Here is a 12164-nt window from a genome sequence, read left to right on the forward strand (position 1 = left end):
CCCGGGTGGACGACCGTGAAGTCGGTTTCAGCGTGGGGCCCGTCCGTTCGACGAAGGTCATCGCGACGAGTTCACGTCCGGCGTGACGTTTCCGAACGCCGGTCTCGTCGACGTCGGGGTCGCCGTCCCGCGGTCGAGCGGGGTGTGCTGGGTCGCGACGCCGCCGGGGTAGTCGTGGGCCGTCAGAGCGTCGAGCCGCAGGACCGCGTCGACGTCGTCGGGGCCGAGCGGCCGCGTCGTCCCGGTGCCGGCGGTGCGGTCCACGAGTGACTGCAGCCGCTGCCGGTCGATCCGGTCGACGTCGAGTTGCGCGCCGAACGACCGGGCGGTGACCCGCCACCCCTGCGCTTCGAGTTCCGCGACTTCCGGCGCGTCCGCTGGCAACACCTTCGTTTCCCCCACGGCCCGATTCTCGCACGCCCGGAGGGTCGACCCCCGCTAGTGTTCGGGGACACCGATGTGAGGGAGGGCGCGCATGGCGAGCACGGATGTCCTGACGGGCACGATCGACCCACGGTGGGCGAAGGTCCGCCCCCTGGTCTTCAAGACGATCATCGGTGCCGTCGTCGCCGCTGGACTGGTCGGCATCGTCGCGGTGCTCCTCGGGGACTTCGGTCGGGTCGCCGTGCAACTCCTGCTGACCGTCGTCGTGGTCGTCGTCTTCGCGCTCCTGTCCTGGTACGACGCCGACGTGTCGTCGAGACGGTCCGGGAGGTTCGCGTTCGCGAGCATCATCGTCTCCCTGTACCTGCTCGCCACCGGCCTCGCCAAGGTCTGGATCGTCCCGGCCGACCCCTTCGGCGGTGACGGGATCTGGATCGTCGGCGAACAGTTCATGCAGTGGGTCGGCATCGTGTTCGTCGCACGCTTCGCGCTGCTGCACGTCCACCTGCTCCTCGTTATCCACCGGCGCTACCCGACCCCGCTGCTGCAGCTCGTCGCGAAGACGACCGTCGGGGTGATCGCGCTGCTCGCCCTGCTGCTGTCGGTGCCGCTCCTGGCTCCCGATCTCGACCTCGCCAGCGGGTACTGGCGACTGGTGTGGGTCGTGGTGATCCTCGATCTGCTCGGAACGGTGGTCGTGCCGCTGAGCAACGCACTGTTCCGACCGCGCGATCCCGCCCTTGCATGGCCGGGTGCGTCCTCCGCGCCGTCTGCAGCCACGTTGCCCCAGCCGGCGCCGACCGGATCGTCGAAGCCCGAGGTCGCGGCGGAGACCGTCCCCACGGTGTCCGTCCCCGACAGGCGGAGTACGGCCGCCCTAATCGACGACGCGTGGTCTGGCGTCCCCGGACCAGCCGGTCCCGCGGCGGCGTCCGAGCCCTCCGCCGACCACGGGGAGTCCCGAGCCGAGGTGAGCCGGTCGACCACCGCGGACGGCACGTCGGCCCCTGAGGCCTCGACCGTGACGGTCGCTGGCAGCGACGGTCTGCTCTACGAACGTCGACCGGACGGCGCCCGCGCGCTCGCCTGGCCGCGCTACGTCGACGGGACACCGCTGCCAGCGGCGCCGGACGGCTCACCGGACTTCAGCGGCGTCGCCCGCCCCTGACGGTTCGACGCCGGGAGGTCGGGGCTCCGACCGGCTACGGGTCAGACGTTCCCGAGCACCTTCCGCCAGGCGGCCGTCAAGGTCGCGTACTCGTCGTCCGAGACGAGGTCACGGACCCCGGCGGCGAGCACCGCGGATCGGACTGCCTCCTCGGCGCCCGCCCGGTCGCGGAGGCGCGCATCCGAGTGTCGCACCGCGCGTCCGGCCTGCTGCGCGGCCTCGATCTCCTCGACGCGGCCCGCTGCTCCTGCGGCCTCGAGCGCGTGCTGCCATGCAGCCACGAGGTCGGCGTTCGTGACCATCCGCCCGTCAGCGCCTCCCTGGATCGCGAGGGATGCACTCGGTTCCGGCAGCAGGATGCCTTCGTCGGCCTTCCACGCGACGTCGAGCGTCTCTGCCTCGTCGGCGGTGATCCGCCCGGCTCGCTCGATCATGGCCTGCAGTCCGGCATTGCTGATGTCGTCCGACACGGTGTCCTCTCCGACCGACGCGCTCGCGTGGTCCGGTCCATCCTGGTGGCTCGCCCACGTCCCGCGCACAGGCGCCACCCAGAGGAGGACGAAGCGTCGCGCTGGGTCATCAGTCGTCGCGGGTTCTGTTGGTTCGAGCCGGCGCATGGTGGACTGGCAGCATGCGCATCCGATCCGCGGCGGTCGTCCTGCTCGATGGGCAGGTCCTCGTCATCAGGCGGTTCCAGGACGGCCGGAGCTACTGCGTGCTTCCCGGAGGCGGCGTGGAAGCGGGCGAGACCTTGCGCGAGGCCTGCCGTCGTGAACTGCTCGAAGAGACCGGGCTCAGCGGCGACGTGGGCGAGCTGCTCGACGTCCCTGTGGACCGCGCCGTGCCTGCCGCGTACTTCGCGGTGCGAGTCGCCTCTTCGGAAGTGTCGCTCGGCGGGCCGGAGCTCGCCCGGACGTCGGAGCGCAACACGTACGAGCCGAGATGGGTCGCAGCGACGTCACTCGACGAGGAACGTCTCGTACCTGACGAAGCGAGACGTGCAGTCCGCCTCGTCCTGGACGCCGGTCAGCCGCCATGGAAGCCGTCTTGACAGCCGGTCCCGGTCAGGGCGGCGTGTTGCGAGAGCATGAGTCATGACCTACCAACCGGTGACGAGCGACGACGTCCAGGAGCTCTGTGCGTTCCTCAGCGAAGCTGATCTCACCATCGCTGGTCTCGACTCACCCGCCGTCCGAGTCTGGGTCGAGCGCGACCACGATGGCAAGATCGTCGGCAGCTGCGGATACGAAACCAGCACTGACGGCGCGGACGTTCTGATCCGGAGCGTCGCGGTCTCGAGCACACGGCGCACCGCTGGCGCCGGCACGGCCCTCGCGAGGTTCGCCCTCGAAGAAGCATCCCGCTCGGGCGCATCGCGGGCGTGGCTCTTCTCGCGCCGATCAGGGCCCTTCTGGCAGAAACTCGGATTCGGTCCGGCGGACCGGAGTGCACTCGCCGCCGTGCTGTCCGACACGCAGCAAGTGCGTCTCTTCTCGAGGACCGGTCAGCTCGAGCGGGAGGTGGCGTGGGTGCGTGAACTCGAAGCCCCTTCTTCGCACCCAACGGTCCCGCACCGTCGGGGACGGGCGGCCGAGACGCGTTGAGCGGTCCATGATGGGACTGTGGTGACGCACCCCCTCTGGCGTCCGTTCGTCGACAACGGCAATGCAGCCCGTCAATCGCAGCGCATCGCGTTCCGACAGACCGAGCCCGGTCCACCGCAGGCGTACGACCCGTCGTGGATCGACTCCTACCTGCGCGTGCGCGATCTCGTCGACCGTGCGCTCGGCGCTGATGGCACGCTCCGACACGTCGGCTCGACGGCCGTGCCCGGGATGACCGCCAAGCCGGTCATCGACGCCGACTTGCTCGTGCCCGACGTGCTCGAGGAGGATGCCTGGCTCCCGCGGCTCGAAGCCGTTGGGTTTCGTCTGATCTTCCGCGACGCGATCGCCGGCGACGCACACCGTCAGCTCACCCTCGGCGATCCCAACACCAACCTGCACGTGTGGTCGCCGGATGCGGTGGAGCCGCGACGACATCGCGTGTTCGTGGAGTGGTTGCGGACCCACCCTGAAGATCGTCAGGCGTACGCAGACGCGAAGGCTGAGGCGGTGCGCGCTGGCGAACGCATCCGCTACAACGACGCGAAGGCTGCGGTGGTCTACGACATCTACGAACGAGCATTCGTGGCTGATCCGGACCACGCGCACGACCGTCGTCCGCGACGGTCAACGTAGTGCGCTGATCGGAAGCCATCTCAATCTCGTCCGTTTCCGGATCCCCGAATGGTCACCGCAGGGCAGCTACGTCAACAGCGAAGTCAGCTCGTCGCTCAACACGTCGAACGTTCGTTGATAGACCAGGTGATGCTGGTGGGTGCGGACGAGGTACTCGCCCTCGTCGCTGCGCATCTGAATCGAGACGCTGCTCCCCGTCGTCCTGTCGGCAACACGCCAAGACAACCGCATCGGCAGCCTGCGTAAGCCCCGTCGCGTGGCGCCCCACATCCGGTACGTGAACCGCGAGCCAAGATCGACAGCACCCTCCGTCGTGGCTTCGACGGCGCTCCCGCTCCTCTCAGCTAGCCAACCGGCGATGACTTGCACTGCGCGCTCTGCGGGCTGGGGGCACTCGAGCGTGACCTCACGGGTCTCGGCACGATCAATCATGGGACAGTCCTACAGTGCAGCTCTCCTGACCGCCCGGTTTCCGATCGCCTATCGGTACGGGCCGGATGTCGCTCGTCGTCGTCGCCAGCCTCTCCGGCGTCCGCGGGGCGATCCGCTGTCGGGACGTGCTGACGAGCGGAGCACTGCACGATGGCGTGCGCCACCGAGGGCGTGTTCGACCCGTCCGTGCCGACCGTGATTCTCCCCTCGTTGCCGGCCCCACGGGCTACCGTGAGGTGATGGGTGACGTGTGGCCTGACCGGTTGGATCTGCCGCTGACTGGCGGTTCGCTGGCTGCGCTCTCAGAAGGAGACTGGCCGATCGAGTACGCGCTGAGTCAGGACGCGGAGGTCACCCGCTGGACCTTCTATCCCGCGACCATGACCGAAGCCCGAGCCCGTGAGCGATGCCGCTCTTTTGTGAAGCGTGCTCGGGAGGGACGGTCGTTCCGGTGGGTCATCTGCACAGGCGATGGTGTGCGCGCGGGAACGTGCGGCGCGGCTCCGCGCGGCGACTCGGTCGACTTGTTCTACGCCCTGCTTTCCGGGCATCGAGGACGGGGTCTCGCCACGGATGCCGTTGGTGCTCTGGCGCGAAGCGCATCGCGACTGTCCTTGGCTCCGCAGCTCGCGATCGAGCCCGAGAACTCGGCTTCGATGCGGGTAGCGATTCGCGCCGGGTTCGCCCTCGGCGGCGAACGGCGTGAACCAGACGGGGTCCTGGTGCGGATCTGGAAGAAATCCGTCACGACCTGACCGGCAACGACGGTCAATCGGTGGCATGCAGCTTCTGAAGTGCTCAATTCCGTCTCAGAGGCCGATCGGCTACCGGACGCCGCCGGGCTTCAGCCTTGGATGATGATCGGCCTATTGGGTGTGGAGGCGGCGGTGCCGGAGGTGCCCCGTACATTCAGGGCATGACGAGTTCGCTGGATTCGAACACCCTGTCTTTGGGAGAGCGTCGCTTTGGTCGACTGGTTGGTGACCCTGCCAGGGTCGGCGATGGCGATGTGGTCCTCGAGCGCACGGACGACGGGGTTGTGCTGCAGGTGACGTGGCCGTCGCCTGCTGCTGGACCGGTTCCTCGGTGGTTCCGCGCGGAATCGGACGTATTCGACTTGATCGACCCCGAGGCCGCAGCGGAGGTGCACGACGTGCCGCGGCTGCTGCGGTTCCGTGATCGTAGGGGGTTTGTCACACTCCTTGGCTGCCGTAGAGGCGGTTACAGCGCGAGAAGCGGAGGGCCAGGCAGCGGACGGATCCGCGTGCAGCACATTGTCTTTGGTGGGCACGAGGACTGCGACTACACCGCCGCGGTTGCGCTCCGAGCCGTCGTGTCGCACCTTCGCAATTGGGTCGGAGCCAGCGCTTGGACTGCGTACGAATCCTCGGGAAGGGGGTTGGAGTACCGCCGTGAGCTCTCAGAGGATGTAGAGCTCGGGCGGTGGGGTGCTGTCGATATCGTGCTGAGGCCGCAGGCTCGTCTCGCCGAGCGTGAGGAAAGCGACCTCATCGAGCTCCGCACCGATCTCCTGGTTGAGACGCGTGCGCGGACTCCGGTCGCATGGGAGCGTCATCTTCGCGTGCATACTGCGCTGCGCGATCTCCTCGTCATATCGGGGTGGCACACGGAGGTCGGGTTGATCCACTCTGTGCAGCATCCTGCGGACGTGTACGTGTATCGCGACGGCGACGAGCGGATGTTCTGGCGACCGGTGACCTCGAGTCACGAGAAGACGGCCCTCCGACCCAAGCGTCGACATCACCTCATTACCTATCAGGACCTCGGACCAGAGGGGCTTCGTTGTTGGTTTGGGGTCTGGTCGCGCCTTCGGCGGATCATTGACCCGATCGTGAGCAGCATCGATATGCGCAACGTCACCCCGGTCGCGCTACTCGCGCAAGTGGGGCCCGGCGTTGAGGCCTTGGGGTACGAGCTATCCCGCCGTGACGGGCTGAGCCGGAGAAAAGCTGGGGGAGTAGTCCTGGCGCGCCGTCTTGCCCGGATACTCGTCGACGTTGGTGACGTTCTCCCATTCAACGGCGCCGACTGGGCCACACGCATGGTGAGCACCTACAACGGGATCAAACACGCCAACCGTGACATGCCTGACCTTCTTGATGTCTTGAACACTGAACGGGAATGCGTTCTCGTAGTGCGTGCATGGTGCGCACTCCAGGTCGGGGTAGACCGTGCTGCGCTCCGGGATCGGCTCCGCGAGGACGCGCAGTCGCGTCCTTGGGTCATGGAGTAGGTCGGGGTGCGGCAGTCAGCGAGCGACGGAGCTGCCTGCCCTAAATCGCCCACGTGGGCGTCGCCCGATGATTAAACCACCCGAGTCGCATCCGACCCTTCTATGGGTGACGTCAACCCTCAACGGAGCTGCGCTCCGGCCGGTGAGACACAGGGAGTAGCGTCTGGCTGGTGCCGGATCGATGGATGGATGGAGTGCCTGACGCGCCGGGGGGTCTGGTGGGCGCGTGGATGAACGTCATCGTGGGCGCGGCCTTCGTGGTCGGCTTGCCGATCATTGTCTTCAACCAAGCCCAAGCCCCGGCGAACGTGCTTTTCGCTATCGCCGCGCTGGCCTTGGCCGGTTTCCTCGAAGCCACCTTCATCCACAAGCTCCGCCAGCAGCTCGCTCGCCGGCGAGACCGTGAAAGCGGAGAAGATGCCGACCGTGCTCACAGACACGCGCCCGTGGGGCTTGTTCCACGCGACAAGGAGTGACGATGTGGGTACCAGGTCTCATTCTCGGCCCGGCAGCGATCGCAGCCGGGGTTCTGTTGTTCATCCGGCCAGGCGTCCTTGCGGACCTGCTGAATGCTGCCAGTCGCAGCCGTGACGAGGAGGGCCGGTTCCAAGCTGACCTGCTCAAAGGACCAGCGATCGGATTGATCTGGATCGGAATCGCGGTGCTGCTGATCTCGCTCTTCCTGCGACCGAGCTGAGGCCTTCCCGGTATGCGTCAGGCAGTCATGGTGGCAGTGAGGTGGCGATAGATCTGTCGGGCGATATAGCGCTTGAGCATGCGCCGGACCTCTTTCGCAGTCTTGCCTTCGGCGAGGCGGCGTTGTTTGTAGGCGCGGGTGTCGGGATCGTAGGAGAGCCGGACACGGGCGACGGTCTCGAGCGCCGAGTTCAGCCGCCGGTCGCCGTGCCGGTTCAGTCGGTGTCTGTTGGTATTGCCGCTGGACGCGGGGCTCGGCGCCGCGCCCGCGAGTGACGCGAACGCGGCTTCGCTGCGGACTCTGCCGGCGTGCGAGTACGCGGTGAGGAACACGGCCGCTGAGACGGGGCCGACGCCGGCAATGTCCAGCACCGTCGGAGCGAGAGCGGACACGTGCAGTCGGAGCGAGTCATGGTTGGCTTCGAGCTTCACGGTGAGGTTGATGACGTCGCGGGCGAGGCGGACCGCTTCGGCGCGCGCGATGACCTTGTCGATGTCGTCGCTGGGGTGGTGCCGCCATGCTGCGATGGAGCTGATCTGCGTGTCCGTCAGCGGGCGCCGAGCGTCGATGTTGAGGTCGATGGTGCGCAGCAGCGCGGTGAGTGCGTTGCGGCTTGCGGTGCGTTGCCCGTCCATCGATCTCCGCGCGGCCAGCAGCACGCGCAGCGCCGACCGGAGCGTTCCGGTCCTCGGCCAGGAGAGCATCGCTGTGTCAGTGCGCAGCACGGCACGAGCCGCGGCCTCAGCATCGATGGAGTCGGACTTCCCGCGAGTTCCGCGGTCGGCTCGTCGTGGTGGTCGTGCTTCGACCACGGGGATCTCGGCCTGCTGCAGCGCTTCGGTCAGGGATGCCCCGTAGGAGCTGGTGCCCTCGACGGCTGCAAGCCGTCCAGCGGATGCTCGACGGTCGATCCATGCCAATGCGCGGGCGAGCCCAGTCGGACTCGTCGGGAACGTCGCGGCGTCGACGATGCCGCCGGTGCGGGTGTCGAGGATGACGTAGGTGTGTGTTCTGGCGTGCGTGTCGACACCGATGACATGCGTGTACTCGTCTGCGACGATGGGCATTGCGGGACTCCTTCCAAGAGCGCAACCGTGTCGGTGCCCGGCCCGGGGAAAGTCGTTGCGGGGCGGATCTTCAACGAGTCACAACCAGGTGGCTGGTTGGACGACCTTCTATCAAGCCATCGCAGCGGACGGGCCGGCACCAGCCCCACTGCCCGCGGTGGACGAGTCGGACGAACGCCACATCACTGGGACGGACAGATAGCCGGAGAGTCACACCACGAGCTGGGACCAGTGCCAGCCTGCCAGCCGACCCCAGGCCAGCCACTGACCATTAGAGATAGCCGATGGATCAGCGGGCGGTTCAGCGGGTTTGTGTGATGAGCTGCAGGGCTAGGCCACCTACGAACAGGACGCCGATCAGGACACCGATGCCGATCGTCTGGCCGCGTCGCATCGTGTCGTCCGTGCGCGCTACTTCGCGGCCATCGACGTACGCGGTGATCGTCTGCGGACGAAAGGCTGCAAGCGCGACTGGACGCTCCTTGGTGATCCGGACCTCGTGCCGCTCTGCTTCGCCCACCGTCAGCTCGTAGTCAGCCGATGTCCTGACTGAGAACATCCGGATCGTACTGACCACTTCTCGGCCGTCAACAGTGATTCGAAGTCGTCCGGTGAATTGATCCCACGTGTACACGACCTGGTGCCGTTCACGGTCTCCCACGGTGAACTCAAGACTCGTCGCCACCCGCCAACCCAATCGAAAGGCCGCCGGGGCTGCGAGTGAGGAGTCCCTGATCCGCGATGCGAACGCTGAGGCTCTGGGCAGCTTCGTCGATCGTTCACCACCAGCCCTCCGCCGCCGCTGCGAACATGGCCCAGGGCTACGCCGGTCGCGAAGGACTGGAACGGGCCACTATTCGCGGCCGTTCTTCTTCCGCCACCACCTGAGGACCAGTCCGAAGATGAGGATGGCACCGAGTAGGGGTAGCGCCCACCAGTCTCCGTTTGCACCCGCCGCGGACATGAGCCGAAGCTACGCCGCATCGGCAGGACGAGGCGTCCGATAGTCCGTCGTCGACCGGACTCGGCGACACCCAAGACGCGGAGCCACCCACCGTCGGCGAGGTCGCTGCGCGACGGAGGCGTCTGTTCGCACTGGCTGTCGGGAGCTCCTGTCTCAGATGGGTGGTCCGCGATCCGTCGCGATGAAGGTGCGTCGTACGGACGCGTCCTGCGGGCCGTCAGGTCTCCGGGATCTCGGAAGCCCGTCGCCCTCCATGCCCGGCGACGAGATGCGTGTGAGGGAGACGAGCCACGCGCGGCGACGACGTTCCCTCGGACGGCGACAGCGACCAGGGAGAACACTGGCCCCATGACGACCAAGATCACCCTCATCATCGACAACCCGACCGACCCCGCGGCATTCGAGCAGGCGTACCCCGCGCTCGAGGAAGCAGCCGGCGCCCTGCCGGAGCTCCGCCGTCTCGAAGCCGGCAAGGTCTGGCCGAAGGAGGACGGCACGCCCACCCCGGCCCACCGGACGCTCGACCTGTACTTCGACTCCTACGACGACGCGTCGGCAGCGGTCGCCGGCGAGGAAGCGGGCGCCTTCTTCGGCCAGCTCGGCGCCACCGGAGCGACGTTCACCGGGCTCTTCTCCGACGTCGAGAAGGCGTGACCACCACCGTCCTCGTCGCCGGCGCGACCGGTGACCTCGGCGGACGCATCGTCCGGGCACTCCGTCGGCACGACACCCACGTCCGGGTCCTGACCCGGCCCGGATCCACGGCAACTCCACCGGCCGAGGGCGACGACCACGTCGAGGTGGTCCGGGCCGACTACGGAGACCACGCCTCGTTGACGTCGGCGCTCGCCGGGGTCGAGGTCGTCGTGTCGGCGGTGAGCGGCACACGCCCGGTCATCGTCGATGCGCAGCGTGCGCTGCTCCGGGCAGCGGTGGACGCCGGCGTCGAACGGTTCATCCCGTCGGACTACGCAGCCGACTACCGCTCGATCACCCCGGGGACGAACCGGAACTTCGAGCTGCGCCGCGAGTTCGCCGCCGACCTCGACGCCGCCCGCATCCGGGCCACCTCGGTGCTGAACGGCGCGTTCACCGACATGCTCACCGGGCTGGCACCGCTCATCCTGTTCGAGCGGCAGCGGGTGCTCTACTGGTCCTCGGCCGACCAGGTGCTCGACTTCACCACGAAGGACGACGTCGCCCGCACCACGGCGCTCGTCGCACTCGACCCCGACGCACCGCGGTTCGTCGAGGTCGCGGGGGACCGGGTGACCTCGCGGAGCATCGCCGACACGATGTCCCGGCTCACCGGCAGGCCCTTCCGCCTGCAGTGGGCGGGGACCGCCGGGACGCTCTCGGCGATGGCCCGGGTCGGACGACGCCTGTCGAAGGCCGGCGACGACGAACCGTTCCCGGCGTGGCAGGGCATGCAGTACTTCGTCAGCATGTTCAGCGGCGAGGCCACGCTGCACCACGTCGACGACGAGCGGTACGGTGCAGAGGGCTGGACGACGGTGCGGGACGTGCTCGCCGAACACGTCGGAGCCGGAGCCTGAGCCCCGAGCCGGAATCCCGAACGGAAGTGCACCCGATGACCGACACCACCTGCCACATGTCGATCTCCCTCGACGGCTACGTCGCCGGGCCGGACCAGGGGTTCGACCAGCCACTCGGACGCCGGGGCGGCGAGCTGCACACCTGGCACATGCCCGGCGCCGACGTCGGCGAGGCGGACCGCACCGCCGCCGGGTGGCTCATGCGTCCCCGCGGCGCGTACGTGATGGGCCAGAACATGTTCGGGCCGCCCCGCCACGAGCGACCGGACGACTGGACGGGCTGGTGGGGCGACGAACCGCCGTACCACGCCCCGGTCTTCGTCCTCTCGCACGCGGCCCACGACCCGATCGCGCTCGACGGCGGCACGATCTTCCACTTCGTCACCGACGGCTTCGACGCCGCCTACGCCCGAGCCGTCGAGGCGGCCGGCGACGCCGGTGTCGACATCGCCGGCGGTGCCGCGACGGTTCGCCAGGCGCTCGCCGCGGGCGTCGTCGACGAGCTCACACTCGACATCGCCCCGGTGCTGCTCGGCTCCGGGGAACGGATCTTCGAGGACGGCGCCGAGACGTTCAACTTCGTGCCGGTCGAGGTCCTGCACTCGCCGCTCACGACCCACATCCGGTACCGCCGCCGCGCCTGAGCACCACCGCGGAGCGCCCGCGCCCGCGACCGCGCACACGCGCACACGCCCGCGCACGATCAACGCGCGTGCAGGCCCACGCACCGAGCCCGTCACGACCCGTCCGGCACCGTCACGATCCGGTTCTGGTACGCCCAGACAACCGCCTGCAGGCGCGAGCGCACCCCGAGCTTCGGCAGCATCCGGGCGAGGTGCGACTTCACCGTGGACACCTCGACGACGAGCGCGGCGGCGATCTCCTCGTTCGACATCCCCTGGGCGAGCAGCAGGAGGACGTCGCGCTCGCGAGCGGTGAGGACCTCGTCCGCCCGGTCACCGGACACCGGCTGCAGGCTCCGCCGAGCGACGAACTCGCGCAGCACCCGTCGGGTCAGCGCCTGGTCGATGGTGCCGTTGCCCGCCGCGACCTGCCGCACGGCACCGACGATGACGTCCGGCTCGGCGTCCTTCAGCAGGAAGCCGGACGCGCCGGCCTCGAGTGCCCCGAACACGAGGTCGTCGAGGTCGAACGTGGTGAGCACGAGGACGGGCACCGCCGGGTCCGCCCCGGGGCCGCAGAGTTCGCGCGTGACCTCGATGCCGTTCCGCACCGGCATCCGGATGTCGAGGCAGGCGACGTCGGGCCGGGTGCTCCGGGCGAGCGCGAGCGCCTCGCCGCCGTCGGCGGCGACCGCGACGACCTCGATGTCCGGTTCGGCTGACAGCAGGGCGGTGACGCCGGCTCGCACCAGCGGCTGGTCGTCCGCCACGAGCACCCG

The 12164-nt window shown here is 68.4% G+C and carries 17 protein-coding genes; 11 read left to right on the plus strand and 6 right to left on the minus strand.

Annotation, left to right across the window (positions count from 1 at the left end; all coding sequences use genetic code 11):
* Positions 1 to 57: 57 nt before the first annotated feature.
* Complete coding sequence (locus I5E_RS21980; RefSeq protein WP_148287003.1) at positions 58 to 402, minus strand: hypothetical protein; 345 nt, start codon at positions 400 to 402, stop codon at positions 58 to 60.
* Positions 403 to 475: 73 nt separating this feature from the next.
* On the opposite strand from I5E_RS21980, the gene I5E_RS15945 reads away from it, so the two are divergent.
* Positions 476 to 1552: a hypothetical protein gene (locus I5E_RS15945; protein ID WP_022907861.1), complete on the plus strand. Its 1077-nt coding sequence runs from the start codon at positions 476 to 478 to the stop codon at positions 1550 to 1552.
* A 41-nt stretch (positions 1553 to 1593) separates the two neighbouring features.
* On the opposite strand, the gene I5E_RS15950 is transcribed toward I5E_RS15945, so the two are convergent.
* Positions 1594 to 2022, minus strand: coding sequence for a hypothetical protein (locus I5E_RS15950; RefSeq protein WP_148287004.1), 429 nt, complete (start codon positions 2020 to 2022; stop codon positions 1594 to 1596).
* 161 nt (positions 2023 to 2183) lie between these two features.
* On the opposite strand from I5E_RS15950, the gene I5E_RS15955 reads away from it, so the two are divergent.
* Genes I5E_RS15955 through I5E_RS15965 form a run of 3 tightly spaced genes read left to right on the plus strand, consistent with a single transcriptional unit; the run spans position 2184 to position 3792 of the window.
* On the plus strand, positions 2184 to 2603 hold the full coding sequence (locus tag I5E_RS15955; protein WP_022907863.1) for an NUDIX domain-containing protein: 420 nt from the start codon (positions 2184 to 2186) through the stop codon (positions 2601 to 2603).
* Positions 2604 to 2646: 43 nt separating this feature from the next.
* On the plus strand, positions 2647 to 3156 hold the full coding sequence (locus I5E_RS15960; protein ID WP_022907864.1) for a GNAT family N-acetyltransferase: 510 nt from the start codon (positions 2647 to 2649) through the stop codon (positions 3154 to 3156).
* A 21-nt stretch (positions 3157 to 3177) separates the two neighbouring features.
* Positions 3178 to 3792 (plus strand): GrpB family protein, encoded by a 615-nt coding sequence (locus tag I5E_RS15965; protein WP_187290523.1) that lies wholly within the window; start codon positions 3178 to 3180, stop codon positions 3790 to 3792.
* 66 nt (positions 3793 to 3858) lie between these two features.
* Here I5E_RS15965 and I5E_RS15970 read toward each other — a convergent pair whose 3' ends face one another.
* A complete protein-coding gene (locus tag I5E_RS15970; protein ID WP_022907866.1) occupies positions 3859 to 4224 on the minus strand; it encodes a hypothetical protein in 366 nt (121 codons plus the stop codon).
* Positions 4225 to 4463: 239 nt separating this feature from the next.
* Here I5E_RS15970 and I5E_RS23820 point away from each other — a divergent pair, with 239 nt between their 5' ends.
* The 4 genes from I5E_RS23820 (at position 4464) to I5E_RS15985 (ending at position 7175) form a co-directional block, all read left to right on the plus strand.
* Complete coding sequence (locus I5E_RS23820) at positions 4464 to 4979, plus strand: GNAT family N-acetyltransferase (protein WP_187290524.1); 516 nt, start codon at positions 4464 to 4466, stop codon at positions 4977 to 4979.
* Between the two features lie 161 nt (positions 4980 to 5140).
* The gene (locus tag I5E_RS15975; RefSeq protein ID WP_148287005.1) at positions 5141 to 6478 is read left to right on the plus strand and encodes a HEPN domain-containing protein; all 1338 of its coding nucleotides are present in this window, start codon (positions 5141 to 5143) and stop codon (positions 6476 to 6478) included.
* Positions 6479 to 6708: 230 nt separating this feature from the next.
* Entirely contained in the window at positions 6709 to 6954 is a 246-nt protein-coding gene (locus I5E_RS15980; RefSeq protein ID WP_148286995.1) for a hypothetical protein, read from the plus strand.
* A gap of 2 nt (positions 6955 to 6956) precedes the next feature.
* Complete coding sequence (locus I5E_RS15985) at positions 6957 to 7175, plus strand: hypothetical protein (protein ID WP_022907868.1); 219 nt, start codon at positions 6957 to 6959, stop codon at positions 7173 to 7175.
* Between the two features lie 17 nt (positions 7176 to 7192).
* Here the strand turns inward: I5E_RS15985 and I5E_RS15990 are convergent, their stop codons facing one another.
* Together I5E_RS15990 and I5E_RS15995 are read right to left on the minus strand one after the other, a co-directional pair.
* Positions 7193 to 8242, minus strand: a complete 1050-nt coding sequence (locus tag I5E_RS15990) for an IS110 family transposase (RefSeq protein ID WP_022907869.1) — start codon at positions 8240 to 8242, stop codon at positions 7193 to 7195.
* A 301-nt stretch (positions 8243 to 8543) separates the two neighbouring features.
* On the minus strand, positions 8544 to 8927 hold the full coding sequence (locus I5E_RS15995; RefSeq protein WP_187290525.1) for a hypothetical protein: 384 nt from the start codon (positions 8925 to 8927) through the stop codon (positions 8544 to 8546).
* 627 nt (positions 8928 to 9554) lie between these two features.
* On the opposite strand from I5E_RS15995, the gene I5E_RS16000 reads away from it, so the two are divergent.
* The 3 genes from I5E_RS16000 to I5E_RS16010 are packed head-to-tail and all read left to right on the plus strand — an operon-like array spanning position 9555 to position 11406.
* Positions 9555 to 9860 (plus strand): hypothetical protein, encoded by a 306-nt coding sequence (locus I5E_RS16000; protein ID WP_022907871.1) that lies wholly within the window; start codon positions 9555 to 9557, stop codon positions 9858 to 9860.
* Complete coding sequence (locus I5E_RS16005; RefSeq protein ID WP_022907872.1) at positions 9857 to 10762, plus strand: NmrA family NAD(P)-binding protein; 906 nt, start codon at positions 9857 to 9859, stop codon at positions 10760 to 10762. The genes I5E_RS16000 and I5E_RS16005 overlap by 4 nt, the downstream gene beginning before the upstream one ends.
* 35 nt (positions 10763 to 10797) lie before the next feature.
* The gene (locus I5E_RS16010; RefSeq protein WP_022907873.1) at positions 10798 to 11406 is read left to right on the plus strand and encodes a dihydrofolate reductase family protein; all 609 of its coding nucleotides are present in this window, start codon (positions 10798 to 10800) and stop codon (positions 11404 to 11406) included.
* Between the two features lie 92 nt (positions 11407 to 11498).
* On the opposite strand, the gene I5E_RS16015 is transcribed toward I5E_RS16010, so the two are convergent.
* Positions 11499 to 12164, minus strand: a 666-nt coding sequence (locus I5E_RS16015; RefSeq protein WP_022907874.1) for a response regulator, incomplete at its 5' end; no start/stop codon positions are given.

The sequence above is a fragment of the Curtobacterium sp. B18 genome, assembly GCF_000333375.1.
In the GTDB taxonomy this organism is placed as follows: domain Bacteria; phylum Actinomycetota; class Actinomycetes; order Actinomycetales; family Microbacteriaceae; genus Curtobacterium.

Excerpts from the sequence above, each read along its gene's own strand:
- I5E_RS16000 (WP_022907871.1), top strand. The coding sequence starts at position 9,555 with ATGACGACCAAGATCACCCTCATCATCGACAACCCGACCGACCCCGCG.
- I5E_RS16010 (WP_022907873.1), top strand. The coding sequence starts at position 10,798 with ATGACCGACACCACCTGCCACATGTCGATCTCCCTCGACGGCTACGTC.
- I5E_RS15955 (WP_022907863.1), top strand. The coding sequence starts at position 2,184 with ATGCGCATCCGATCCGCGGCGGTCGTCCTGCTCGATGGGCAGGTCCTC.
- I5E_RS15975 (WP_148287005.1), top strand. The coding sequence starts at position 5,141 with ATGACGAGTTCGCTGGATTCGAACACCCTGTCTTTGGGAGAGCGTCGC.
- I5E_RS15985 (WP_022907868.1), top strand. The coding sequence starts at position 6,957 with ATGTGGGTACCAGGTCTCATTCTCGGCCCGGCAGCGATCGCAGCCGGG.
- I5E_RS15990 (WP_022907869.1), bottom strand. The coding sequence starts at position 8,242 with ATGCCCATCGTCGCAGACGAGTACACGCATGTCATCGGTGTCGACACG.
- I5E_RS15960 (WP_022907864.1), top strand. The coding sequence starts at position 2,647 with ATGACCTACCAACCGGTGACGAGCGACGACGTCCAGGAGCTCTGTGCG.
- I5E_RS15980 (WP_148286995.1), top strand. The coding sequence starts at position 6,709 with ATGAACGTCATCGTGGGCGCGGCCTTCGTGGTCGGCTTGCCGATCATT.
- I5E_RS23820 (WP_187290524.1), top strand. The coding sequence starts at position 4,464 with ATGGGTGACGTGTGGCCTGACCGGTTGGATCTGCCGCTGACTGGCGGT.
- I5E_RS15970 (WP_022907866.1), bottom strand. The coding sequence starts at position 4,224 with ATGATTGATCGTGCCGAGACCCGTGAGGTCACGCTCGAGTGCCCCCAG.
- I5E_RS15945 (WP_022907861.1), top strand. The coding sequence starts at position 476 with ATGGCGAGCACGGATGTCCTGACGGGCACGATCGACCCACGGTGGGCG.